This is a genomic window from Granulicella sp. L60, assembly GCF_009765825.1.
Taxonomy (GTDB): Bacteria; Acidobacteriota; Terriglobia; order Terriglobales; family Acidobacteriaceae; genus Edaphobacter.
Window position 1 is genome coordinate 1,757,196 of record NZ_LMUR01000018.1, and the last position, 24,586, is coordinate 1,781,781.

General features: G+C 60.8%; 18 protein-coding genes and 1 tRNA gene. 8 read left to right on the forward strand and 11 right to left on the reverse strand.

The features are described 5' to 3' along the window. Positions 1–53: 53 nt before the first annotated feature. From GSQ82_RS17505 to GSQ82_RS17525, 5 genes are all read right to left on the reverse strand, one after another. A complete protein-coding gene (locus GSQ82_RS17505; protein WP_158793454.1) occupies positions 54–605 on the reverse strand; it encodes a hypothetical protein in 552 nt (183 codons plus the stop codon). A gap of 46 nt (positions 606–651) precedes the next feature. Beyond that, the gene (locus tag GSQ82_RS24770; protein ID WP_158793455.1) at positions 652–2,640 is read right to left on the reverse strand and encodes a DNRLRE domain-containing protein; all 1,989 of its coding nucleotides are present in this window, start codon (positions 2,638–2,640) and stop codon (positions 652–654) included. Between the two features lie 495 nt (positions 2,641–3,135). Further along, a tRNA-Pro gene (locus tag GSQ82_RS17515) sits at positions 3,136–3,212 on the reverse strand. 260 nt (positions 3,213–3,472) lie between these two features. After that, a complete protein-coding gene (locus GSQ82_RS17520) occupies positions 3,473–5,122 on the reverse strand; it encodes a hypothetical protein (RefSeq protein ID WP_158793456.1) in 1,650 nt (549 codons plus the stop codon). An 80-nt stretch (positions 5,123–5,202) separates the two neighbouring features. Next, the gene (locus GSQ82_RS17525) at positions 5,203–5,934 is read right to left on the reverse strand and encodes a hypothetical protein (RefSeq protein ID WP_158793457.1); all 732 of its coding nucleotides are present in this window, start codon (positions 5,932–5,934) and stop codon (positions 5,203–5,205) included. Between the two features lie 197 nt (positions 5,935–6,131). Between GSQ82_RS17525 and GSQ82_RS17530 the strand changes: the two genes are divergently transcribed. Then, positions 6,132–6,365, forward strand: a complete 234-nt coding sequence (locus GSQ82_RS17530) for an XdhC family protein (protein WP_254061719.1) — start codon at positions 6,132–6,134, stop codon at positions 6,363–6,365. A 6-nt stretch (positions 6,366–6,371) separates the two neighbouring features. On the opposite strand, the gene GSQ82_RS17535 is transcribed toward GSQ82_RS17530, so the two are convergent. Both GSQ82_RS17535 and GSQ82_RS17540 read right to left on the reverse strand, forming a co-directional pair. After that, the gene (locus tag GSQ82_RS17535; RefSeq protein ID WP_158793458.1) at positions 6,372–7,313 is read right to left on the reverse strand and encodes a hypothetical protein; all 942 of its coding nucleotides are present in this window, start codon (positions 7,311–7,313) and stop codon (positions 6,372–6,374) included. A gap of 128 nt (positions 7,314–7,441) precedes the next feature. Next, entirely contained in the window at positions 7,442–8,272 is an 831-nt protein-coding gene (locus tag GSQ82_RS17540; RefSeq protein ID WP_158793459.1) for a response regulator, read from the reverse strand. 264 nt (positions 8,273–8,536) lie between these two features. Here GSQ82_RS17540 and GSQ82_RS17545 point away from each other — a divergent pair, with 264 nt between their 5' ends. Continuing rightward, positions 8,537–9,871 (forward strand): glycoside hydrolase family 6 protein, encoded by a 1,335-nt coding sequence (locus tag GSQ82_RS17545; protein ID WP_158793460.1) that lies wholly within the window; start codon positions 8,537–8,539, stop codon positions 9,869–9,871. Positions 9,872–9,953: 82 nt separating this feature from the next. Here GSQ82_RS17545 and GSQ82_RS17550 read toward each other — a convergent pair whose 3' ends face one another. Together GSQ82_RS17550 and GSQ82_RS17555 are read right to left on the reverse strand one after the other, a co-directional pair. Next, positions 9,954–10,343, reverse strand: coding sequence for a VOC family protein (locus GSQ82_RS17550; protein WP_158793461.1), 390 nt, complete (start codon positions 10,341–10,343; stop codon positions 9,954–9,956). A 35-nt stretch (positions 10,344–10,378) separates the two neighbouring features. After that, positions 10,379–12,115: a protease pro-enzyme activation domain-containing protein gene (locus GSQ82_RS17555; RefSeq protein WP_158793462.1), complete on the reverse strand. Its 1,737-nt coding sequence runs from the start codon at positions 12,113–12,115 to the stop codon at positions 10,379–10,381. A gap of 199 nt (positions 12,116–12,314) precedes the next feature. Between GSQ82_RS17555 and GSQ82_RS17560 the strand changes: the two genes are divergently transcribed. From GSQ82_RS17560 to fucP, 3 genes are all read left to right on the forward strand, one after another. Then, entirely contained in the window at positions 12,315–13,172 is an 858-nt protein-coding gene (locus GSQ82_RS17560) for an amidohydrolase (protein ID WP_254061720.1), read from the forward strand. Between the two features lie 66 nt (positions 13,173–13,238). Further along, the gene (locus GSQ82_RS17565; RefSeq protein ID WP_158793463.1) at positions 13,239–14,240 is read left to right on the forward strand and encodes a zinc-binding alcohol dehydrogenase family protein; all 1,002 of its coding nucleotides are present in this window, start codon (positions 13,239–13,241) and stop codon (positions 14,238–14,240) included. A 43-nt stretch (positions 14,241–14,283) separates the two neighbouring features. Then, positions 14,284–15,609 (forward strand): L-fucose:H+ symporter permease, encoded by a 1,326-nt coding sequence (fucP, locus tag GSQ82_RS17570; protein ID WP_254061721.1) that lies wholly within the window; start codon positions 14,284–14,286, stop codon positions 15,607–15,609. A gap of 211 nt (positions 15,610–15,820) precedes the next feature. On the opposite strand, the gene GSQ82_RS17575 is transcribed toward fucP, so the two are convergent. After that, a complete protein-coding gene (locus GSQ82_RS17575; protein WP_158793464.1) occupies positions 15,821–16,567 on the reverse strand; it encodes a hypothetical protein in 747 nt (248 codons plus the stop codon). Between the two features lie 56 nt (positions 16,568–16,623). Beyond that, positions 16,624–17,820 (reverse strand): hypothetical protein, encoded by a 1,197-nt coding sequence (locus GSQ82_RS17580; protein WP_158793465.1) that lies wholly within the window; start codon positions 17,818–17,820, stop codon positions 16,624–16,626. Positions 17,821–18,175: 355 nt separating this feature from the next. On the opposite strand from GSQ82_RS17580, the gene GSQ82_RS17585 reads away from it, so the two are divergent. The 3 genes from GSQ82_RS17585 to treZ all read left to right on the forward strand — a co-directional run bounded on the left by GSQ82_RS17585 (position 18,176) and on the right by treZ (position 24,576). Further along, on the forward strand, positions 18,176–19,993 hold the full coding sequence (locus GSQ82_RS17585; protein WP_254061763.1) for a glycoside hydrolase family 15 protein: 1,818 nt from the start codon (positions 18,176–18,178) through the stop codon (positions 19,991–19,993). 150 nt (positions 19,994–20,143) lie between these two features. Continuing rightward, positions 20,144–22,828: a malto-oligosyltrehalose synthase gene (gene treY / locus GSQ82_RS17590; protein WP_371417226.1), complete on the forward strand. Its 2,685-nt coding sequence runs from the start codon at positions 20,144–20,146 to the stop codon at positions 22,826–22,828. Further along, complete coding sequence (gene treZ, locus GSQ82_RS17595) at positions 22,828–24,576, forward strand: malto-oligosyltrehalose trehalohydrolase (RefSeq protein ID WP_158793466.1); 1,749 nt, start codon at positions 22,828–22,830, stop codon at positions 24,574–24,576. Before treY ends, treZ begins: the two co-directional genes overlap by 1 nt. Positions 24,577–24,586: the final 10 nt, after the last annotated feature.

Consider the following 24,586-nt stretch of genomic DNA (forward strand, 5'->3'; position numbering starts at 1 on the left):
AGCGATCTGCGAATTCAAGTTCGCGCCCTGGATTTCTGCGCGTGGGATGTAACTCAGTTACCACCAGACGGAGATGACGAAGCGCGGAGAGCAGGAACTACAGTGATACAAAAGGATTCGCGTACCGGGGAGACGGTCATCATAGGGGCTTCCCCTTGGTCATCCGGAAGATCGGGAGAGCTGTGGGCCTTAACCAGATGGTAGGTTCCCGGGTGCGTAGAAGATGGAAGGTGCGCTTCGATATGAAAATAGCCGTTTCCGATGGCGGTCATCCTTCCAGCAGGACCGCCGTCCAACACAAGCCTGGATGCGGGGTTGAGGTTTACGCCATCTTCCTGGAGGTGCTGGAAGATCATCCTGAAGGACTTGAGGCCAGTCGCCGCAGTGGAGGGAGCGAAGACGGGATTCCAGTCGAGTGAGATGACGCCGCCCTGACGCACGGATGGGCAGGTGCCGGAGACCAGAGGCACCGGCTGCGAAAGCGGAGCGGCTGGCGACACGACTGCAGCCTGTGGTGCCTGCGCCAAGGCGCAAGCGAACGCCATCAGGCTAAGACTGCCAATGATGGTCTTCGTTGCGGTCGAGAATGTGGGTCGAGGGATCACTGTAACTCCGTATTGCCTTCTATTTCCGCTCTGGTTGCGCTCGGTTTTACTGGCAGACAAGCGTCGTGCCGAAGTTGACGACATCGAAGGTGCTGTCGTTAAGTGTTTCGCTAAATCGCAGACTGATACGGTCCCCCTGAGCTACCGTGAAGGTATGCGCCGAGTCTGAACAGGAATACGTCGTGTTGTTAGTTGTTCCGCTCGAGATCGCACACGTCATGCTTGTAGCAACATCATTTTTTATGACGGCAACGGTGGTGGTATCCGCCTCAATTGGATTGGATGCATTGCTTGTGATCGCATTCACCGTCAGGCTGTGGACCGTGCATGCGCTCGATGCCGCGAGGAAGGCTATTTGAGAAGCTGGAAATGCACTGCCAGTGGTGGTAGGGGGCGTATATAGAGTTCCTTCTCCCTGGTTCTGGAGGTTACCTGACCAGGTAAAACCAGTGACGCTGCCAGCGGGACCTGTTGCGCCGGTTGCTCCGGTCGGTCCCGCAGGCCCGACAGGTCCAGTCGCCCCCGCGGCGCCGGCACTTCCGGCCTGCGCGATCAGGTGCCAGATGGCGGGATTGGTAGGAGGATCTATGTTTGTGTTGGTAGCGAGCGCGATATAGCTTGAGCCGTTGCTCGAGCATGCGGCGCAAAATACCACCTGGCCAAGCAGATAGGGAGAGCCCGAAGACCAGTTGGTGACGACTCCCAGGGTGCCTGTAGCTCCGGTCGGACCCACAGGCCCAGCAGGGCCCGTTGCTCCGGTCGAACCAGCAGGACCCGTAGCCCCTACAGCTCCTGTCGCTCCTGTAGAGCCCGCAGGCCCTGCGGAACCTGCAGCTCCGGTCGAACCAGCAGGACCCGTAGACCCCATGATGCCCTGAGCGCCGACAGCTCCCACCCGCGCGATCAGCTGCCAGATACCGGTTTGTGTGGGTGGATCCTGGTTCGTGTTGGCTGCAAGCGCGGCGTAGCTTGAGCCACTATTCGAACAGCCCGCGCAAAACACCACCTGTCCGACCTGATAGGCAACTGTCGGAGACCAGTTGGTGACGATTCCCAGGGTGCCAGTAGCTCCCGTTTCCCCTATGGGACCTGAGGGCCCAACCGGCCCAGGGGCACCTGTAGAACCTGTGGCTCCGGTCGCGCCGGCTGCTCCTGTTGCACCGGTAGCTCCCGCCTGCGCGATCAACTGCCAGAAGCCGACTTGCGTGGGAGGGTCCTGGTTCGTGTTGGTGGCAAGCGCAGCATAGCTTGAGCCATTGCTCGAACAAGCAGCACAGAACACCACCTGGCCAGCCTGATACATGGTGCTTGAGGACCAGTTGGATACGATCCCCAGAGTACCGTTGGCTCCAGTAGCACCTGTGGGACCCACAGGCCCAGCTGGCCCAGTGGCTCCCGGAATCCCCGGAACTCCATTTACTCCAGCCGTCCCCTGGACACCCTGCATCCCTTGAGGACCCTGCGCTCCGGTTGCGCCCATCGACGTAACCGTAATGTCCAGACTGGCCGCGTGTCCGGTCTCGTCATTCTCTTTCGAATCCAACAGTAGATTGGCAGCCGTGGAGGTCAGGGCGAGGCCGAAGTTTGTGGCGGGCGCCGTCACCCATCCCTGCACCAACGAAGTCACATCCAGCGTGATGTATTGACCTGCGTTCGCGGCCGTAAACCCGTTGACCGGCGCACCGATCGCCGGGATCGTCGCATAGGTCACGGCCGACTCGTTCCACGCCGAGGTCACCGGTGCGAGGTTCACCGCACCGCCGGAGTTGACGCGGTTGACGAACACCGTCAACGTGGCATGCGCAACCTGGCTGGAGGTCAGCCCCGCCGGCAGCGTGCTGAGATCGAACTGCAGCAGCGCAGTGTTGCCGTTCCCGACATACAGATTGGACAATGTGCCAAAGTTGGTTGTCGAGCGAGTCATGCTGACGTGCGCGTCGCCGGTCAGGGCAACGTTGGTTGCATGGGCGGCTGGGCTGAAGAATATCGTGGCTAGAAAGACGGGCAGCAGGCGGGCCATCGCGAAACGATTCAAGAGAACACTCCTTCTCAGGAGCACGCTCATGGGCGGAAGGCCAACGAGAATATCCCCTAAACAACTCAGCGTGGGGCAGCAAACAACAGGACACAGTCCCGAATTGAAAGAGATCTCTATCTTCCCAGGACGTGCAATTAGCTAATTGAAATCCTCACAGCAGGCTACGATTCGGGTCAGGGCGATCATATCTCTGCCTCGCGCGACTGAGCATACAACTTTAGTGTTGATATGCAGATATTAACGCTCAGTACAAAAACCGTCCCAAAAGGGATTTTCACCATGAAGATGGCCTGACCAGCATTGAGAGTATTCGACAGGTCGTTGAACGAACAACGAGTGTTAGAACTCGTGCATAAGGCCTATTCCTGTACTTTCTCGCAGGATTCCACAGGAAGCCAAACCGCCCAGAATGACGTGTTGAAGGTTTTGCGGATGGCGGTAGGTGCAGCACCTGTGTCTAGGTGCTCTTCAGCATAATTTCTTTGGATGAATTGGTCGGGGCGAGAGGATTCGAACCTCCGACCCCCTGGTCCCGAACCAGGTGCGCTACCAGACTGCGCTACGCCCCGAGATGATGCTTGGTGAGATGTCGACGAGAGGTGCTTTCCTTGTAGCTCAAGCGCGGGTGGGCTTGCTGGATCGCTGCATCAACTGGATCAGTTTATCAGATATCGGAGACAGGTGTGGAGGATGGGACAAAAGCGTGAGTTCGCTGGTTGTGAAGCTGACAACGGATGCTGAGAGGTTCGGGCGTAGCGCCGGATAGTCGAGTTGCAAGAAGACGGGGAGGCGTGGTTGGCGCCTCCCCGTTGTGGATGGACTGGGATGGTTAGTTTTGCGGTTTGTGAGACTTTGTGGCGGACTTTTTGGGGACTCCGTAGGCTTGTCCCTGTCGCTTGATCGCGGCTGCGTCGAAGGTGCTGGTGTCTCCGGGAGTGAAGCTCGCTCCTGCGGGAACCAGCGTGGTGTCGACGATGCGGATGAGTTCACCGCCGGTGCGGAGCTCGAGGCGGCTGGGGTCGATGCCCTTTTCCGTCGTGAGGTACTGCTCGACGTTGAGGGTACGTTGCGCGGCTGCATCAGGAGTCTCGTCGCCGGAGTGTTTGCCGATGATGACCAGCTTCGAGGTCTGGTCTCGCATGAGGGTGAGGGCGATCTCGTCGAGGCAGCCCTTGGCTTCGTTGTCTACACGCAGCGGACGCTTTCTGTCGCGCTCAAAGGACAGGCTGCAGAGGTTGACCGTCGGTGGAGCTGGCGGCGGAGGGGGAGTTGCAACCGTGACAGTGGTGGTGGCGGAGGCCTGCTTCCCGAGGTCATCGACTACGTTGCAGGTGACGATGATGGGGCCGGGAGGCGCGCCCGCGGTGGAGAGCGTGGCGGTCGGGGTGGTTCCTGAGACGTGTCCGGCGGAGGCGGAGTAGGAGTAGCTGAAGCTGCGGTTCTCCGGGCTGGAGCCGACGGCGGTGATGGTGGAGGACTCCTCCGGCATGACGGTGGTGGGGTTGGCCGAGCAGGCGACGGTGGGAGGCTGGTACTCGTGGACGCGGAAGCCGGCGACACAGCTTGCCTGCTGGCTGGGGCGAATGCCCTCGGAGACGTGGCCGGAGATGGTGTAGTCGCCGGGGGCGAGGCCTGCGGTGGAGACGGAGGCTGTCTGGTCGTTGCCGGTGATCTGGCCTCCACTGGCTGTCCACGTATAGGTGGCCTTCAGCTTGAGATTCAGGTTGGCAGGGACTGCAGTAACGGTGATCGGATCGCCGGGAAAGATGTTGACCGGTTGAACGGTGCATCCGAGCTGGACGGGTGGAGGATAAGCCGTTTGGCCGAGACGCAGAACGACACCGGCGGAGAGTCTGTAGGCGGTGATTTCACCTATGCCTCCGCTGACCATGCCGATGCCGACCTGGCCGTAGTCAACGTGGGAATACTCGAAGTCGGCCTGGATGGGGCGGAGAGCGATGTGGTTGTGGAAGCCGGGAAGAATGTAGTCGAGACCGAGGCCGCCTGTTAGCCCCCAGCCCCAGGTGCATGGCTGAAAGACGGGGCCGCTGACCTTGGCTCCTCCAGCGAGGGCGTGCGCGAAGGGTGCAAGCCGCCCCTTCTGGTAGCGAAAGACTGGTCCAGCCTGCGCGGTGAAGACGCACTCATTGGAGCCGTGGGGGAAGAAGCTGCCTTCGGCCTGAACGCCGAAGTAGCGGTTGAAGTAACCGGTAGCACTGGCGACCGCGCCGGGGTTGATGGGGCCGTAGAAGTGAGAGTTGATGGAACTGTCGTATGGATGGAAGTAGGCGTAGCCGCCGTAGAGGTCGAAACGCGAGGGCTCAGGTGGCGGGGTGGAGGCTGTTGGGACGGCCTGGGCGGCTGCGGAGAGCGTGGAGGCTGTCATGCAGGCGGCGGTCAGGACGACCAGAAGCACGGTGCGGGCTCTGTCGATTGGACTGGCCTGGCGAAGACGGGATGTTGCGGAGCGTGAATTCATAAGGATGAATCCTCCAACTGCGGTGCTTCCTGAGTGCAGAGAACTTCGCCCGCCGGGAGATAAGCGGGCAGCCATCTGAGTTACTGGTTCCCAACCGACAGAAGTACCGAGGTGGATTGAGTAGGTGCCATGAGATTGACGCTGGAGCCGGTGATGTTGATGGTGTAGCTGTGAAAGACGGTGGGAGGGCCTCCGCAGCCTGCGAGGCCGAGGATACCAAGTGATAGCAGGAGAACAGTTCCGAGGCGAGCCTTCTGAGTAGATGACGTCTTGCGACGGCCGAAGAGAAGTACGCCGAACCAGGTGAGCTCCAGCGGAAAGACGGCAGAGATCGCGACAGGCGCGAGGTCCGTCGGATGAAGGCCGGGGATCGCGGGTCTGCGAAGTGCAGCGTCAGCGACGGTGGTGGTCACCGTCATGGTCGTGGTGATGGTGGCGCCGGCGGTAAGGGTTGGGTTGTCGGTGAAGGTGCAGGTTGCGTCCGCAGGGAGACCGAAACATGCGAGGTTGATCTGGTCAGCGAAGCTTCCGACGGAGGTGAGGGTGACTTGGTAGGAGGTCGCTCCGGCGCCTCGGATGAATGGCGTGGGCGGTGTGGCGGAGATGGTAAATGTGCCGCTGTCGTTTGGACTGGCGTGGGGCTTAAAGGCTGTGGCGATGCTTTGATCGTCGGGTGCAGCGGCGTCCGCTCCGTAAGAGCTTGATGCCAGAGACGGGGTCTCGCCTCGGGCGACAGAGACAGCCGAGGCGAGTATTGCGAGAGCGGCAATACTGAAGAGAACTCGGACTCCGCAAAGCCGATCGATACGCATGGTGAAACTCCTGGGTAGATGTGCTGAAGAGCGAATCAGGCCGGACCTGCTTCCCCGGATGATGCGGCGTGAAGTTCCTTATCGCGGGCCATAACCCAGGACAGTGTTGACGAGCACGCTGAAGATCGTTACTGCGTCATTATCTGCTATATAGCATCAGCGAATGAAGAGGTAATTTACCGGATGGATTGAGTCCCTTGGTTCATTGGCGAAGCGGTGACGGTGGTGCAGGCCGAAGATTCGAGCTATCGACGGTCCGGTGCCTGACTGCTCCTGGGTTCTCAGGGAAGTACGCGGGTACGATCAGCGGCGGTTGCCTGGAGGCGGAGGTCGTTCGAAAGTCACTGTGGCTGATTCGGGAGAGCGCTCCTCGACGATGTTCGGCGATACGGCAGAGGTGCTGTCTGATGCGTGTTTGGTGTGGTGGTTAGTGGTGGTTAGTGGTGGGTGATGGTGGTTTGGGTGTGTTGGGTGAAGTTGTCGTAGAAGAGGGTGTAGCCTCCGTCGTTTTCGTTCTGGTTGGAGAAGAGGAGGGCGGAGTGGCCGTTGTGGGCGAAGTCGGCTGCTCCGGCGAAGGACATTGTGCGGCTGAGGTGGCGGACCTCGCCGGTGGGGGAGATGGCGAACCACTGGTCGAGGTAGGCGGCGTCGGGTGGTCCGTCGCAGAGATAGCCGCCAAGGGTGAGTTGGAGGAGGCGCCAGTTCTTGTTGGAGAGAAGGGAGGAGTCGAGGTGAACCTCGGTGTCTTTGTAGGTTGCGGAGTGGTACTTGGCTGGTGAGTTGGTGGCGGTTTGCGTGCAGTACTTTGGATGGGGGAAGAGTTTACGGAAGGCTTCGCGAGCGTGGGCGAGGTCGAGCGATGGTACGGGGGAGAGGTGCCAGCCGTCGGGGTCGGTGAGGGTGGGGAGGGTGGTGGCGAGGATGGTGTGGGCTGGGTCGGGCTGGCCGGGGGTGGGATGGGGTTCGAGATTGGCGACGGAGCTGGGGTTGGTGATGGCCTGGACGCCGATCTCGGAGTAGAGGTGAAAGGCGGCGGGGGTTTCGGCGGTGACCTGGGCGATGGGTTTGCCGGATTGAACGAGGGTCCAGGTGGTGATGGAGGGGAAGAGATGGGTGATGGTCTTGAGGCAGGGCTCGTCGTTGCAGACGGCTTTGTAGGAGCGCCATTGCTGGCCGGATTGATAGAAGAGGACGCGGACGCCGGGTTGGCCCTGGTTGGTGGCTTTGCCTTCTCCTCGGCCGTTGGCTTTGCTTTCTCCTTGGCCGTCGGCTTTGCCGGAGGAGGTGGATTCGAAGATGCCGATGAGGGTGGTGCGCTGGGCGGAGGCGGCCAGTGGAAGGAGAAGAAGCGTGAGGAGGGTGAGGGCTCGTGGCTTCATGGTGGAGCTAGTTTACTGATGCGATGGGTTCATGACGTGGGTGGAAGCGAAATACAGAGGTCCTTCGCTACGCTCAGGATGACGGCGCAAACATAGGCTGGACAGGGGTGACGGCTGGACAGGGGTGGTCAGGCTGGAAGTGCGTCGACGATGGACTCGGCGAGGTAGCTCTTCATTGACTGGCTTAACTGCGAGTCGACTTCGTCGGCGATGGTCATGACTCCGATAAGGACGATGCTGAAGTCGATGCTGGCCAGATTGTTCTGGAGGGTGTTGAAGACGCTGACCTGGAGGATGCGCGACTCTTCCACCATCATGGCGGCGGTGTAGCCCTGCCTGCGGCGGTCGGTACCGTGCTTGGTGGCGGCGGGGGACAACATCTCTTTGGAGCCGAGGATCTTCGCCGAGCGGAGCCGAAGTACGAGGTCGCGGAAGATCTGGGGCAGGTGGCCGGAGCGCAGGGCGAAGGTCATGGGAACGGCCATCAGAGTGTCTTCTTTTTCGACGCGTTCGAACCAGTCTTTGATCGTGCTGTCTGCGGAGCGTTCGAGGATGGTGGCTACGCTCTCGACGATACGGGTTCGGGGTGCTCCGGCGGCGAGCCGCTGTTTGATGGCATCGATCAGCATATCCATCTTCATCGGCTTGACGAGGATCTCGTCGGCCTGCAGGAGGATGGCCTGGGCGGCGGCGTCCATCTGCGGAAAGGAGCTGAGCAGCATGGTGACGGCCTTGGGGTTGGAGTGACGCATGGCGCTGACAACGGTGAGGCCGTCTCCGGCGCCGGGCATGTGGAGATCGCTCAGGAGGACGTCGAAGGTCTCGGAGCTGATGTGTTTGAGCGCTTCGGAGACGGTTGCAGCGACGGTCACCTCGAAGTCGTGTTTTCTGAGTACGACGGCGAGGGTGTCGCGTAGAGCCTGGTCGTCGTCTACAAGTAAAAGTTTTGCAAGTGCCATCGGTTCTCCTTCCAGTCGGAGGTGAAGAGCACCGCGCTGGCGGACGGTACTCTTAGACTACTCCTTATGTAAGATGCACGACTTAGCGATGGCGAGCGGAGGGTGACAGCAGGAGCAGAGGCGCGCGGAGGGAAGAGACTCGTGGCGTCATGGCGGAGCTAGGTGACTCATAGCCGCTATGTCGGTTTGGTGCTTGACAAGGATTAACCCTGTGATCTAGAAGGTGGGCGGATTCATTATCGCCGCACGCTGGCAGGAGGTTTCATGACGCATCATGCAACGACCACCCTGGGCAGATTTGCCACAGGAGCAGCGCTTTTACTGATTGCAGTTGCCGGAGCACGGGCACAGAAGACGCTGCCGGCCGACACTCGTTTCCTGACGCCTGCTCCACCTAGCGGAGCTGTGCAACAGGTGGAGAGTTTGTTGGGGCAATGGCAGTTGAAGAACGCCCTGCTGATTGCGGCGATGGAGACGGTTCCGCAGGCGGTGTGGCTAACCAACGGCACGCCCTCTGAGGTGAGCGCTACTGTCCGGTCAACCCTGAAGCAGGCTAGTTGGGAGAGAACGATGCCGGTGTTTGTGCTCTACAACATCCCTGGCCGGGACTGCGGCAGCTACTCGGCGGGCGGCGCGGAGAATACTGCGGACTACGAGGCGTGGATTGATGCGATTGCGGGTGCGATTGGAAGTCAGAAGGCGGTGATTATTCTGGAGCCGGACGCTCTGGCAGACCTGCCCAGCGACTGCGGATACAACCCGAGCCAGGTGAACATTACGCAGGCTACCGCAGATCGATTCACTCAAATCAATTTTGCGGTGACGACGTTGGAGAACGGATCGCAGACGTCGGTTTATCTGGATGGGGGCAACAGTCATTGGCAGGCGGTGCCGATTATGGCGCAGCGGCTTGCGCAGGCCGGAGTGCAACAGGCGCAGGGATTCTTCACGAATGTGTCGAACTTCAACTTGAATAACTACGAATCGAAGTATGACACCTGGGTTTCAGAGTGCATCGCGTTTGCGAACAATCCGGCTGATGGTGGCTGGCGGCTGGGAAACTACTCGTACTGCGCGAGCCAGTACTACTCGCCGTTGGGAGCAGTCGATCCGGATAATATTGCGACGTGGGTCTATACGGACGAGTGGTTTCAGCAGAACCTTGGAACAGCCGTGCCAACCATCCACTTCGTCATCGACACGAGCCGGAACGGTCAGGGGACGCTCAATGCGAGTGTTTATGCGAGTGCGCCGTATAACCAGCCGGCGTCGGTCGTAACGACTCTTACCAATGGCAACTGGTGTAATCCTCCGGCGCGTGGATTGGGAACGCATCCGACCGCAAACACTGGCGTTGCGTTGCTGGATGCTTATCTTTGGGTAAAGACGCCGGGGCAGTCGGATGGGACGTGTGATGCTGCGGGTGGAGCGCGTGCGTGGAACTACTCCGATTACACGGCGCCGGGATGGCCGACGGATGCAGCGGCTCAGGCGGTCTTCGATCCGCTGTGGGGACTAGACGATCCGATCGCGGGTGCGTGGTTTCCTCAACAGGCGTTGGATCTGGCGAAGAGGGCTAATCCTCCGTTGCTGCCTTGATGCAAAAGTGAATGTGCGATGGGCGACGCAAGAGCTGTCGCCCATCGTTCGTCAGAGACAAAGTGCTTGATCGGCATTCTTGTCAGGCCGTAGAGAGCGCACTGATTGTGACGTAATATCCGTCAGGATCTCGCAGGGAGAACTCCCTGGTTTGAGTGTTCGGATTGATGTGGGGCTCTTCTTTTAGTCGAGTGACGAGAGAGCGTGCTCTTTGAAGGGCGAGGTCGAAGTCATCGACACGAAAGAATAATAGAAGCCCGTTGCCGGGTGTCCCGTGATCGGGGCTCGTCAATGAGGGATGCTCGTGAGCGCCCCACTGGTGGAGACAGAGCAGGACGGTTCCATCTGAATCCAGGATCTGCCCGAAGTAATCATGGGCAGGAGGGGTGTGCGGCTGACCGAACAACGCCTGGTACCATCTTGAGCTGCCCGGCACGTCGCCTACCCCTATGATTGTCCACGTCCGCTTCATCGGGTTCCCTCTGCGGGTTGTGTTCTATCGAGACTTTATCTTCTGCCTCTGCTGACAGCAGCTTTTTTTGCGGCGCGCTTTCGGATGGTTTTTTTCTTTCCGCCCTTGGATGTGCTGGTGGAAGAGGAGGGGTTGACTACGGCGATGAGCTTGGTGCCGATGGGGGAGCCGAGGCCAGTGCAGGCGTCCCAGCCGGGGCCGGCCTTGAAGCCGGTGGGGGTGCCGGAGTAGTTGGTGCCGGAGGTGATGTCGTTGAAGGCGGCTTTGCCCTTGGCGGCGTAGATGGCGGGTTGGAGGAAGCCTGCGGACTTGCCGTTCTGCGCGTTGGCTACGGCGATGAGACCGGCCCAGAGAGGCGCGACGGCGCTGGTGCCGCCGATGACCATGGTCTGGCCGTCGACGCGGATGGTGTAGCCGCTGGAGGGGTCGGCGTCGCCGGAGACGTCGGGAACGCCGCGGCCGCCGCCGCTGACGGTGGGCGCGGGGACGTTGGAGTTGGCCTGCCAGGTGGGAAGCGGGAAGACGTTGCTGACGCCGCCGCCGGTTGCGCCTTCGTTGTTGGCGAGCTCGTTCCAGACGACCTCGGAGGAGATGGTGCTGCCGCTGCCCTGGAGTTTGGTTCCTCCGCAGGCGAGGACGTGGGGGCTGGAGGCGGGGAAGTCGACGTGGTTGGCGCCGTCGGTGACGCCGTCGGTTGAGCCGTCGTCGCCTGCGGCTACGGTGATGGTGATGCCGAGGGCGGCGGCGGACTGGCAGGCGGCGTCGAGGGTGGTCATGGACTGGGCGGTCCAGGTGGACTCGGGACCGCCCCAGCTGATGGAGATGACGCTGGGGTTGTTGGTGGTGTCGTGGACGGCGGTGGAGATGGCGTCGATGAAGCCCTGGTCGGTGTTGGGGGTGAAGTAGACGACGATGTTGGCACCGGGTGCGACGGCGGCGGCGACCTCGATGTCGAGCATGACTTCGCCGTCGGCGCTGTTGGCGTTGGAGGGTGAGTTCTTACCGCCGTCGACGAGGACTGCGGTGACCTTGGGGGCTTTTTGGCCGAGGGTCTTGAAGTAGGCGGTGATGTCGGCGGTCTTGTAGCCGCCGCCGAGCTCGATGATGCCGATGGTCTGGCCGGCGGCGGAGGCTCCCTGGGGAAACTGGTAGAGCTGGGCTACCTGGACGGGGGTGTAGGAGGTGTTGGCTGCGGCGGCGTGGGGTTTGGCGAAGCCTCCGGCCTGGGCGGCGTAGGCGGTGCGGTCGCCTTGTTCGCCGGAGATGCGGAAGTGGGGCTGCGCCTGGGGGCGGTTGTCGAGGCCGAGGACGGCTTCGACGGGGCCGACGAGTTCTTTGGGCAGGGTGATGTCGCCCTCGCGGACGCGGTAGGTGACGCCTTGCTGAATTCGGTGGACGAGGGTGACGCCGAAGGCCTTCTGCATGGCGGCGATAGTGCCGGTGAGCTTGACCATGCGGCGCTCGGGGCCGGGGGTGTCGGACGCGACGGTGAGGTCGAAGTCTTTGGCGAAGGCGCGGACGAGCTTGACGGCGATGGGGTCGGCGGCGTGGCGCTGGCGATACTGGGCGCGGGTGAGGCGCTCTTTACCGAGGCGGTTAGCGGCTTTGAGGGGGGTCTTGCGACGGACGATGACGGAGACGGAGATGCGGGTCGAGGAGGGTGCGGGTTTTTCGGCGTCGGCGGAGAGGTGGGCGAAGGCGGGGCGGTGGCTTCCGGGCAGTACGACGCGGGGTGAGAGCGAGAGGCGGGGAGTGGATTTCTTTGTGGTCATCGGGTTCCTCGAGTGTGGGATGAACTGAGAGAGGGGCCGCGCAGGCGGGAAGCGCTGCATGAGCACCCATAGTATGCCTGCTGGAGAGAGAGCGAAAGTTTATAGGATGCGAATATCCGCGGGGCTGGGGTGTGGATCGCGGTGGGATAGACTGGGCATCACTTTTTGCTGCGATCTTTATAGCTGAAGTTGGCCCGTTGTGCGGGCGAGGGAAGGGGAGCAGGTGGCGGAGAGGATCGATGCGCATCATCATCTATGGCGGTATACGCCGCGTGAGTACGAGTGGCTGGACGAGAGCATGGCTGCGCTGCGGAGGGATTTTTTGCCGAAGGATCTGATGAAGGAGATGTCGGCGGCGGGGATCGACGGTGCGGTGGCGGTGCAGGCGAGGCAGACGATGGAGGAGACGCGCTGGCTGCTGGATCAGGCGGATAAGTGCGAGGCGATTCGCGGAGTTGTGGGGTGGGCGCCAATTGCGGGGGAGGACTTTCCGGAGGTGATGGAGGAGTTTGAAGAGAGGACGAAGCTGAAGGGGCTGCGGCATGTGATCCAGGGCGAGAAAGATGAGAACTACATTCTGCGGACGGACTTTGTGGCGGGGATTGAGGCGATGCAGGGCAGCGGGCTGGTGTACGACATTCTGATCTACGAACGGCATCTGCCGCAGACGATCGAGTTTGTGGACGAGTTTCCGGAGCAGGTGTTTGTGCTGGACCATGTGGCGAAGCCGCTGATTGAGAGTGGGGCGATGGAGCCGTGGGCGGAGCGGATGCGCGAGCTGGGGCGGCGGGAGAATGTGTGGTGCAAGGTGTCGGGGATGGTGACGGAGGCGGAGTGGGGAGCGTGGAGTCTGGAGACGCTGCGGCCTTATCTGGATGTGGCGGTGGAGTCGTTTGGGGTGGAGCGGCTGATGGCGGGGTCGGACTGGCCGGTGTGCCTGGTGGCGGCGGAGTATGGGCGGTGGTTTGAGGTGTTGCGGGAGTACTTTGCTGGATTCAGCGAGACGGAGCGGGATGCGGTGTTTGGGGAGACCGCGATAGAGGTGTATGGTTTGTAGGGATCAAAATGAAATACTATTTTTGCGCTTGAAAGTTTGATTTTTTGACGATGTGATGGAGCGGGGATGAAGGCGTTTCGGATCGAAGGGCCGGGGGTCGCGGCTGTGGTGGAGGTGCCGGAGGTGGTGCGGGGCGAGGGCGAGGCTCTGCTGCGGGTGAAGATGGTGGGGTTGTGCGGGACGGATCTGAGTACGTTTCGAGGGCGCAACGCGATGGTGGTGTTTCCGCGTGTGCCGGGGCATGAGGTGGCGGCGGAGATTGTAGAGGGTGGCGGGGACCTTGCCGCGGGGACTATGGTAACGATATCGCCGTATACGAGCTGCGGCCGATGTGCCGCGTGCCGGAGCGGGCGGGTGAATGCGTGCAGGGGTAACGAGACGATGGGCGTGCAGCGCGATGGAGCGATGACGGAGTACATCAGCGTGCCGAGGGTGAAGTTGTATGCCGCGTCGCTGTCCGCGAAGGAGCTGTGCCTGGTAGAGCCGTTGACGGTGGGGTGTCATGCGACGGCGCGTGGGCGTGTGAAGGCGGAGGATACGGTTGCCGTGTTTGGATGCGGCGGTGTGGGGCTGGGCGCGGTTGCTGCTGCGGCGTTTCGCGGGGCGGAGACGATTGCGATCGATGTGGACGACGCCAAGCTGGAGACTGCGCGAAGGGCGGGAGCTAAGCATCTGATTCATGCAAAGAACGAGGATGTGCATGAGCGGCTGCAGGCGATCACGAATGGTCATAGTCCGGATGTGGTGATCGAGGCGATTGGCTTGCCGCAGACGTTTCGTGCGGCGGTGGAAGAGATCGCGTTCACTGGGCGGGTGGTCTATATCGGTTATGCGAAGGAGCCGGTGGAGTACGAGACTCGGCTGTTTGTGCAGAAGGAACTGGACATCATGGGTAGCCGCAATGCGCTGCCTGAGGACTTTCGCGAGGTCATCCGCATGCTGGAGGAGGGACGATTTCCAGTAGATGAGACGGTGAGCGCAATTGTGCCGATGGAGGAAGCGGCGCTGGTGCTGAGCGAATGGAGCGAGACGCCGGCGAAGTTTACGAAGATTATGGTGCAGATTTAGGGCTTCAAGATTTGGTACGAGATGGTTTGAGGGGGTTGTGTGTATGCAGGTTTCGACGTCGGTTGGTTCGGGGAAAAAAACGGAGAGTAGTGGCAGGCCGGTATTTCCGGTGGGCCATATGCTGCTGTTCTCGTTGGTGACGGTGCTGTTTTTTCTCTGGGGGATGTCGAATAACCTGACGGACATTCTGGTGCAGCAGTTCCGGAAGTCGTTTGAGCTGTCGCAGTTCAGCGCGCAGTTGGTGCAGACGGCGAACTTCTTCGGCTACTTCTGCATGGCGATTCCGGCTGCGCTGCTGATGCGGCGGTGGGGATACAAGGCCGGGATGGTGACGGGGCTGGCGCTGTTTGGAACGGGGATGGTGCTGTTCTGGCCGGCGGCGGTGAGCGGGCAGTATGTGCCGTTTTTGATTGCGCTGTTTACGGTGGGCTGCGGTGCTTCGGTGCTTGAGACGGCTGCGAATCCTTTTATTGCGCAGTTCGGTGATCCGGCGACGTCGGAGCAGAGATTGAACTTTTCGCAGTCGTTCAATCCTCCGGGGACAATTACCGGCGTGCTGATCGGGACGTACTTTATTTTTTCAGGCGTGGAGAAGAATGGGGCTGAGGTTGCAGCGATGAAGGCTGCGGGAACGTATCCGGCGTATCTGCATATGGAGATCATGCGGGTGGTGCCGACGTATCTTACGTTCGGCGCGGTGGTGCTGGTGTGCGCGTTGATTCTTTCGCGGATAAAGTTTCCGGTGATGCAGGAGGAGCATGAGGGAGTGGGTGAGAATCATGGGAGCTTTGCTGAGCTGCTGCGGATGCCGGCGATATGGATTGCGGTTGCAGCGAACTTCTGTAACGTGGGCGCGCAGATCTCTTCGTGGAGCAGCTTGATTCCTTACATGAAGCAGTACACGGCGGTGAGCGAGCGGTCGGCGGCGCACTATCTGACCGGGGTTCTGATTGCGATGGGGATTGGGAGATTTGTGTCGACTCCGCTGATGCGCTATGTGCGGCCCAGCCTGATGCTGGGTGTGTATGGCATCTGCAATGCGCTGCTGATGGTGGTGACGATGGTGAGGCCGGGGCTGCTGGGGGCGTGGGCGGTGGTGGCGAGTGGATTCTTTATCTCGATTATGTTTCCGACGATCTTTGCGCTGGGGCTGAAGGGGCTGGGGAGGAATACGAAGATCGGCGGATCGCTGCTGGTGATGGCGATTGTTGGCGGGGCGGTCTTTCCGCCGATCCTGGGATTGATCGCGCGGCAGACGGGTAGTTTGGCGTTGGGGTATGTGGTGCCGCTGGTGGGATTTGTTGGAGTCGCGGTGTTTGGGTTCTATCAGGCGACTCGGCGGAGCTTGTTGTCGGGACCGGCTTATTGATTGGAAGATATGTCCTGCCGGACGGGCCCACTGCTCGTGGGGAGGTCACTTCGTGACTTGTATACGCCTTCGGGTGGTCCTCCCGTTGGTCGGCAGGATGATGATTCCGACCATCGGGAGGACTTATGCCGCCTGCGCGGGCGTGACAGGTATACACGTCACGAAATGACCTCCCGCTGAGTAAGCGGCTCGTCCGGCAGGACAGAGTCTTCTAAAAATGCCGTAAGTTTTCAGCAGCAGTCGGTGCCTTATACTCCGTCGCAGTGGGGATGGGGTCGAGCCCGGTGTGCAGGTCGGCGCTGCGTTCGAGCGAGCGGCTGACGATGTCACGAGAGCCGAGGCCCACCGCGAGTGCCAGCGTGAGAACGATGCCGCCGAAGAGAATGCCGAAGGCCAGTTCAACGACGCCGCCGCCAATCTGCAGGTGATCGAGCACCATCGCCGCAGTGAGGACGAGCACGAGCCACTTGATGCCCAGCGAGAGGAAGCGTGCGTACTGGAGCTTCGCGTTGACGGCGCCGATAAGGACGGAGCGCTCGAGGAAGCGGGCGATGAGCGTTCCGGCGATGAGCAGAAGCACGGCGCCTACAGCGTGAGTGAGATAAGGAAAGACGAAGATGGAGATCTGTGAGTCGCCGGGGTAGGCTGCGTCGAAGGCAGAGATGCCGATGAAGCAGCCGATGAGCGTGCAGGCCCAGAAGGCGAAGCGGGCGATGAGCGCCGTGGGGCTATGGGCAGGCGACCAGTCCGAGATTGTCGTGGAGGCGCTGCGGGCGAGGCGTTCGTCGAACTTCGCCGCGGTGAGGCTTCGACGCAGAAGCGCTGCGAGACCTGCGCCGATGGCCGTGAGGATGATGACGGCGAGCAGAAGGGCGACGAGGCCGGGAAGGAATCGGGCGAGCTTCACCAGGACTTGCTGGGCGGATTGCCTCAGTGCGAGTTCGACTTGTTGCCACATGAGTAGGTCTCCTTACGGGTGTTGCTGGCCGACGGTTAGGTTGCCGAGTGTTGCTGCTATGGGTTGAAGCGGTCGGGCCAGCGCCAGCGTGAAACGAGATAGGGTTTGTCCGCCTCGAATGCGGCGGCGAGATCCTGAATGTGTTTTTCCGGAGCCATGCCGCTGCTGACGAGATTGAGGTGGGAGGCGACCCATGCGAGATACAGCGGGGTGAGTGCGCCGAGAAGGTGTCCGCGATTGATGGTGCGAAGGCGGTAGGCGAGGAGAAAGTCGTACACGATGCGCGCCCAGAGATTGTCGGGCATGCGAAAGTTCTCCGGCTGGGTGATGGCGAGCTTCTTCAGGCCGAGCAGGGAGTTGGGCGGCAGGACGAGCGACCAGATGGCCTGCAGGTTGGTGTAGGCGAGGCGGAAGCTGTCGAGCATGGAGGCGATGTCGGGTGGAGCTTCGGCGGGAGAGCTGAGGGTGATGAGAGGGGGCGTGCTTTGACTGACGCGTGCGCGCTGCCAGAAGTTCGCCTTTGCATCGACGTCGGCGAAGAGGGAGCCGGTGATCTGCGAGAGTAGAGCGTTGAGGTCGGCTGCGGCGGGCTGCGGCAGGGTGCGAGTGCCTATCTCGACCTCGGTCATGGTGTAGTTGGCGGTGGCGGCTTCTGCGACGGGCCAGATGAAGGAGTCGGTTTGGCCGCTGGCGGTGTATCGCTGGGCGGTCATGGCGAGGCGTTCGGCCATGCGCAGGGAGAGGCCGAGATCGATGGCGAGGGGGTAGCGCGGACGGGCGGCGAAGAGGGCGCGCGTGACCGGATAGAGGATGGCGGAGTTGACGAGGCCTTCGCGTGGGCCGAGTTCGTAGCGGGCCACGGTAAGGTCGGTGGAGGAGGCTCCCCTGGCGAGGTTGCGGATTGCTTCGGGATGGAGCGACTGCGACTCGGCACCGAGCAGGATGCAGGAAGAGGCGTGGTTTTCCTGCGCGAGTTTAAAGGTGTTGAGATAGTCGGCCGCAGTGAGAATCCAGGGACTAGAGGAGATGACTGTCGGGGTGTAGGGAAGGAGACGGAGTGGGCCGCCAGCGGAGAGCTGGGGCGCGAGGTCCGGTGTGGCGACGAGGACGTTTTCCCCCGGGAAGGCCAAGGCCAGGTTGGCGAGGGTGGTGTCGAAGGCGTCCTGCGCCAGCGGGGTGAGGCTGATGAGGACGCTGCCGGCGGCTGGTGCGACTGCCGCGGAGAGATCGGTGTTTGTCTGAGTGGAGGCCATCGTACGGTCTGGACTTTCCTGTTTCGGTTCGCGGTGGCTCAGGTGCTGATTACAACGATGAAGGTACTGACTTGAACCGCGTCGGGCTTAGCGAACTGCGCGATATGTGCTGGCCCGACACCTCAGAAATATCAGATTTTTCTGTTTTACGTTTCATTCCATCAAGTTTCCATAATGTTTATTTTGGGCTCTTTTCTCTCTGCCGAAACAAAGTTGCCCTGGGGCGCATCGTAATGTCTGTGCAATCACTGTACTTAGAGAGATGCTCGCTTGGGTGTGGGCGGTTGCTGGGATGTGACGGCAAACGCATCAAATGCGAGAACGGAGGCAGGAGAAAGTGGCAGAACAGAAAGAGATGAGCACGAAACCGCTGCACGGTTCGTTGATTGAAGACTACTCCATGATCGGAGATTGCGAGACGGCGGCGCTGGTGTCTCGCGAGGGCTCGATCGACTGGCTGTGCTGGCCGAACTTTGCGTCGCCTGCCTGTTTTGCGGCTTTGCTGGGTACGCGCGACCACGGATTCTGGAAGATTGCGCCGGCGGGTGAGGTGAAGGCGACGAGGCGGCAGTACAGGGCGCACACGCTGATTGTGGAGACGACCTTCGAGACGGAAGAGGGCGAGGTATGTTTGATCGACTTTATGCCGCCGCGCGATGAGCACTCCCATGTGGTGCGGATGGTGCGCGGCGTGCGTGGGTCAGTCGCAATGCAGATGGACCTGACGATCCGGTTCGACTACGGAAGAACGATTCCGTGGGTGACGAGTCTGGAGGATGGGTTGCGCGCGGTGGCGGGCTCGGACATGGTGACGCTGAGGACGAAGGCGCAGCTGCGCGGCGTGGGGATGTCGACGCTGAGCGAGTTCACAGTGAACAAGGGTGAGACGATGAGCTTCACGCTGACGAACTCCTCTTCGATGGCTGAGGCTCCGCCGGTGCTGTCGGCCGATACGGTGCTGGACGAGACGGAAAGCTTCTGGAAGGAGTGGAGCGGGAGGTCGACGTATGACGGACCGTATGCACAGCCGGTGGAGCGTTCGCTGATGACGCTGAAGGCGCTGACGTACAGACCTTCGGGCGGGATTATCGCGGCAGTGACGACATCGTTGCCGGAGAAGATCGGCGGAGAGCGCAACTGGGACTATCGCTACTGCTGGCTGCGGGACACTGCGTTTACGCTGCTGGTGCTGATGCAGGCCGGCTATGTGGATGAGGCGGTGGAGTGGCGCAAGTGGCTGCTGCGCGCGATTGCGGGTGCGCCCGAGCAGGTGCAGACGATCTACGGCATCTGCGGGGAGCGGCAGATTGTGGAGTGGGAGGCGAAGTGGCTGCCGGGGTATGAGGGTTCGCGGCCTGTGCGCATCGGCAATGCGGCGGTCGACCAGTTTCAACTGGATGTGTTTGGCGAGGTTGTGGCCGCGCTCTATAGGACTCCGGAGGCGGGTGACGATCTGCGCGTGTCGGCGACCTCGGTGCAGGCTGCGCTGGTTAATCATCTGTGCAAGATATGGACGGAGCCGGATGAGGGCATCTGGGAGACGCGGGGCGAACCGCAACACTTCACGCACTCCAAGGTGATGGCGTGGCTTGCGCTCGATCGTGCAATCAAACACTACGAGAAGTTCGATGGTGGCGGTGACGTCGAGCGGTGGCGAATCAATCGCGACATGATTCATGACGAGGTCTGCGAGAAGGGCTTCGACAAGGAGCTGAACAGTTTTGTGCAGGCCTACGGATCGAAGGAGTTGGATGCGTCGTGCCTGAGGATTGGATTGGTTGGATTTTTGCCTATGGACGATCCGCGGATTGTCGGGACGTCGGAGGCGATTGAAAAGAGATTGATGAAGGATGGTTTCGTGCAACGGTATGACACCGGAAAGATGGACGATGGACTCGGAAGCACAGAGGGTGCGTTTCTTGCGTGCAGCTTCTGGCTGGTGACGAATCTTTGGCTGATCGGAAGGAAGGACGACGCGAAGGCGATGTTCGATCGGCTGCTGGCGCTGCAGAACGATGTCGGACTTTTATCTGAGGAGTACGACGCAGGGGAGAAGCGGATGGTGGGAAATTTTCCACAAGCGTTGTCGCATATCGCGCTAGTGCATGCGGCGTTTGCGATGTCGGGTCTGTGGAAGCCTGAGCCCGGATCCACGGTGGAGCGTCTAAAATAGATACAGGGCCAAGGTAGAGCGCTGAAAGATGCACCTCCGGCGGGAACGCTCGCGAGATGCAACCAACGCGCTTCCACGAACCTCTAACCCTACATCTGCATAACTTTTTTTCCTGCCTTGTTTCCTGAACGTGTGTTTTTTGATCGGTTGATGACGATGCTACGGATTCCAGGTTCTACCTATAGGCTGCAACTTCACAAAGATTTCACATTCGATGACGCTGCGGGGATTGCGGAGTACCTACGCGATCTCGGGGTGTCGCACGTGTACAGCTCGCCGTATCTGCAGGCTGCGCCGGGTAGTATGCACGGCTACGATGTCGTCGATCATCAGCGGGTAAACGACGAGCTTGGCGGGGCGGCGGCGCACACGCGCTTCTGCGCGAGGCTGGGCGAACTTGGCATGGGTCAGGTGCTTGACATTGTGCCGAACCACATGTCGCTCGGCAAGGAGAACCGTTACTGGTGGGACGTGCTGGAGAATGGGCCGCTGAGCCGGTACGCGTCGTACTTCGACATCGACTGGCAGCCGCAGGAGGAGCGCCTGCGGGACAAGGTGCTGGTGCCGATTCTTGGCGACCAGTATGGCCGGGTGTTGCAGGAGGGCGGCATCAAAGTGGTGCGGCACGGCACGACGTTTCAGGTGGAGTGTTCAGGCCAGACGCTGCCGGTTTCGCCTCCTTCACTGCCGGTGATTCTTGCGCGCGCGGCGGAGTATGCGAAGTCCGACACGCTGAGTTTTCTTGCGGCCTCGTTCGGTCGGCTGCCGGTGCCGGAGTATGTGGATCGCAGGACGATTCTGGCGCGGCACAGAGACAAGGTGGTGCTCTCGAACCTGCTCGGCAGGCTGTGCGAGGAGGAGCCGGAGATCTCGGAGATGATCGACCGCGCGGTGGCAGAGCTGAACGGCAATCTGGATGGACTGGATGATTTTCTGAATCAGCAGAGCTATCGGCTGGCGTACTGGAAGACGGCGGACCAGCAGCTTGGATATCGCCGGTTCTTCGATGTGAATACGCTGATCGGTCTGCGTGTGGAGCGGGAGCACGTGTTCGAGGAGACGCATGCGCTTGTGCTCGACTGGCTGCGGCGCGGTGTGCTGGATGGCGTGCGTGTGGATCATCCGGATGGACTACGCGATCCGCTGGAGTACTTCCGGCGGCTGCGTGAGCGTGCGCCGGACGCGTGGGTGATCGGCGAAAAGATTCTGGAGCCGGGAGAGTACCTGCGCGAGAGCTGGCCGATCCAGGGAACGAGCGGCTACGACTTTCTGAATGTTGTTGCGGGAGTGATGGTGGCGCCCGAGGGGATGATGGAGCTGAACTCGATCTACGGTGAGTTTACGCAGCAGCCGACGGACTTTCACTCGATCGCGCACGAGAAGAAGATCAACGTGACGCAGGAGGCGCTGGGCAGCGATGTGAATCGGCTGACGTCGCTGTTCGTGGAGATCTGCGAGGCCAATCGCGATCGGCGCGATTACACGCGCACCGAAGTGAGAAGGGCGATTCGCGAGATGGCGGCGTGCTTCTCGATCTATCGAACCTACGTGGTGCCGGAGCGCGAGGAGATCACGGACGAGGACAGGGAGTACATCACGCAGGCGACGGAGTGCGCGAAGCAGCAGCGGCTCGACATCGACGCGGGACTCTTCGACTTCATGCGCGATGTGTTGACGATGGAGGTGAAGGGAAAGCTGGAGAGCGAGTTCCTGCTGCGCTTCCAGCAGTTCGCCGGGCCGGTGATGGCGAAGGGCGTGGAGGACACGGCCTTCTACTGCTACAACCGGCAGACCGGAATGAACGAGGTGGGCAGCGATCCGGGCCGCAATGGGCTTAGCGTGGCGGAGTTCCACACCTACTGCGAGAAGATGCAGGCGACGCATCCGGAGACGATGACGACGCTTTCGACGCACGACACCAAGCGCAGCGACGATGTGAGGGCGCGGCTTGCGGTGCTGTCGGAGATACCGGGACGGTTTGGTTCGATTGTGCAGCGGTGGTCGCGGATGAACAATGCGTTCCGCAAACGCTTGGCCGGAGCGGAGGCGATGCCGGATCGCAACACGGAGTACCTGTACTACCAGACGCTGATCGGTGCGTGGCCGCTTCCGATGGATCGGGCACAGGCGTACATGCTGAAGGCCGTGCGCGAGGCGAAGCAGCAGACGACATGGGTGGCGAACAATAAGGACTTCGAAGATGCGCTGAGCATGTTCATCGAACTGACGTTGAACTACGCGCCGTTTGTGAAGGAGCTGCAGCAGTTTGTGTTGAAGGTGCAGGATGCCGGGCGCGTGAACTCGATGATGCAGACGCTGCTGAAGTACACGGCGCCGGGTGTGCCTGATCTCTACCAAGGAACAGAGCTGTGGGACCTCAGCCTCGTCGATCCGGATAATCGACGGCCAGTGGACTACGCAGTGCGACGCCGGTTGCTGCAGGAGTTGCGTGAGATGACCGGAGACGTTGCGAGTCAGGTGATGAGCCGCGCGGATGAGGGTCTGCCGAAGATGTGGACGATCCACAAGGCGCTGGAGCTGCGGCGCGAGCGGCCGAAGTACTTCGGCAGAGACGCTGCGTACGTGCCGCTCGATGTCGATGGAGCGAAGGGCGATCACGTGATCGCGTATCTACGCGGTGATGCAGTAGCGACGGTGGTGCCGAGGCTGGTGATGAAGCTGGACGGAGCGTGGAAGGACACGACGGTGGCGATTCCCAATGGCCGGTGGAGAAATCGGCTGACGGGCGCGACCGTTGACGGCGGCAGAGTAGCGATGAAGGGCTTGTTGAAGGATTTTCCAGTAGCGCTGCTTGTACGCGAAGGGGTGGATTGATGCATGAGTTCAAGGTGTGGGCACCGCGTGTGCATAAAATTGCGGTGAAGGTTGGCGATAAAGAGTATCCAATGGCCGGGCCGTCGGATCGTGGATGGTGGAGTGCCAAAGTAGAGCAGGCCAAGGCGGGCGATCACTATGGATTTGTGCTCGACGACGATCCGAAGCCGTACCCCGATCCACGTTCGCAGTGGCAGCCGAATGGTGTGCATTCAGCGTCGCGTCTCTACGACCAGGCTGCGTATCCATGGAACGATGGTGGATGGAAGGCGCCTGATCTTTCGCATGCCGTGATCTATGAGCTGCATATCGGAACGTTCACGCCGGCAGGCACGTTCGATGCAGCGGTCGAGCGGCTGGATTATCTGGTGGATCTAGGTGTGACACATGCGGAGCTGATGCCTGTGGCAGAGTTTCCGGGCAGCCATGGATGGGGATATGACGGTGCGTCCCTCTCTGCGGTGTATGAGCGGTATGGTGGCCCGGATGGCTTAAAGCGTCTTGTGGATGCGTGCCATGGGCGCGGGCTGGCAGTGCTGCTCGATGTGGTCTACAACCACTTTGGTCCGGTGGGAAACTACACCGGTAAGTATGGTCCATACCTGACCGACAGGCACCACACTCCGTGGGGAGGCGCGGTGAACTTCGAAGATACCGGAAGCGACGAGGTGCGCCAGTTCTTCTGCGACAACGCGCTGATGTGGATGCGCGACTATCACATCGACGGTCTGCGTCTGGATGCGGTGCACGAGTTCGTCGACCGTTCTGCAACCCACTTCATGGAGCAGCTTGCAGACGAGGTGGCGGAGCTATCGCAGGAGCTTGGGCGGAGGCTGGTGCTGATCGCCGAGAGCGACCTGAACGATCCTCGCGTGGTGAAGCCTGCTGACGATGGCGGATACGGCATGGACGCGCAGTGGAGCGACGACTTCCATCATGCGCTCTTTACCGTGATCCACTCCGGCGGGGAAGAGAAGGGCTACTACGCTGACTTCGGATCGATCGAGAAGCTGGCCAAGTCGCTGACCAACAACTTTGTTCAGGATGGAACTTATTCGGTCTATCGTCGGCGGAGTCACGGGCGTCCAGCGGAGGAGGTCTCGCCGCACAAGTTTCTCGGCTACATCCAGAATCACGATCAGGTGGGAAATCGTGCGGTTGGAGACCGGCTGGAGCAGATCGTCGGAATGGATCGCGCCAAGGTTGCTGCGGGCATTGTGCTGACGGCTCCTTTTATTCCAATGATCTTTCAAGGTGAGGAGTACGCCGCCTCGACGCCATTTCAATACTTCGCCGACCATGAAGACCCGGAGATGGCGAAGGCGGTGAAGAACGGGCGGCAGGCGGAGTTTGCCGCGTTCGGATGGAGCCCGGAGCAGATCCCCGATCCGGAAGATGTGGAGACCTTCAAGCGGTCGAAGCTGAACTGGGACGAGGTACACCAGGGGACTCACGAGGAGATGTTCGAGTGGTATCGCCGGTTGATTCATCTGCGGCGTAAGTCTGTGTCGCTGAACGATGGAACCCCGCGGCAGACGGAGGTGACGTTCGACGAAGACGGTGGCTGGCTGGTGATAGAGCGGGGTGCGGTGAAGACTCTCTGCAACCTTGGATCCGAGGAAGCTACGTTCGAAAATCGTGGCGGATGGAGCCTGATACTGGCATCGCGTGCAGAGGTCCGAGCGGACGGGACCAAGGTGGTGTTGCCTTCGAATAGTCTCGCGATTTTGTCAGATGAAAAGGGCTGACGGGTTTGTG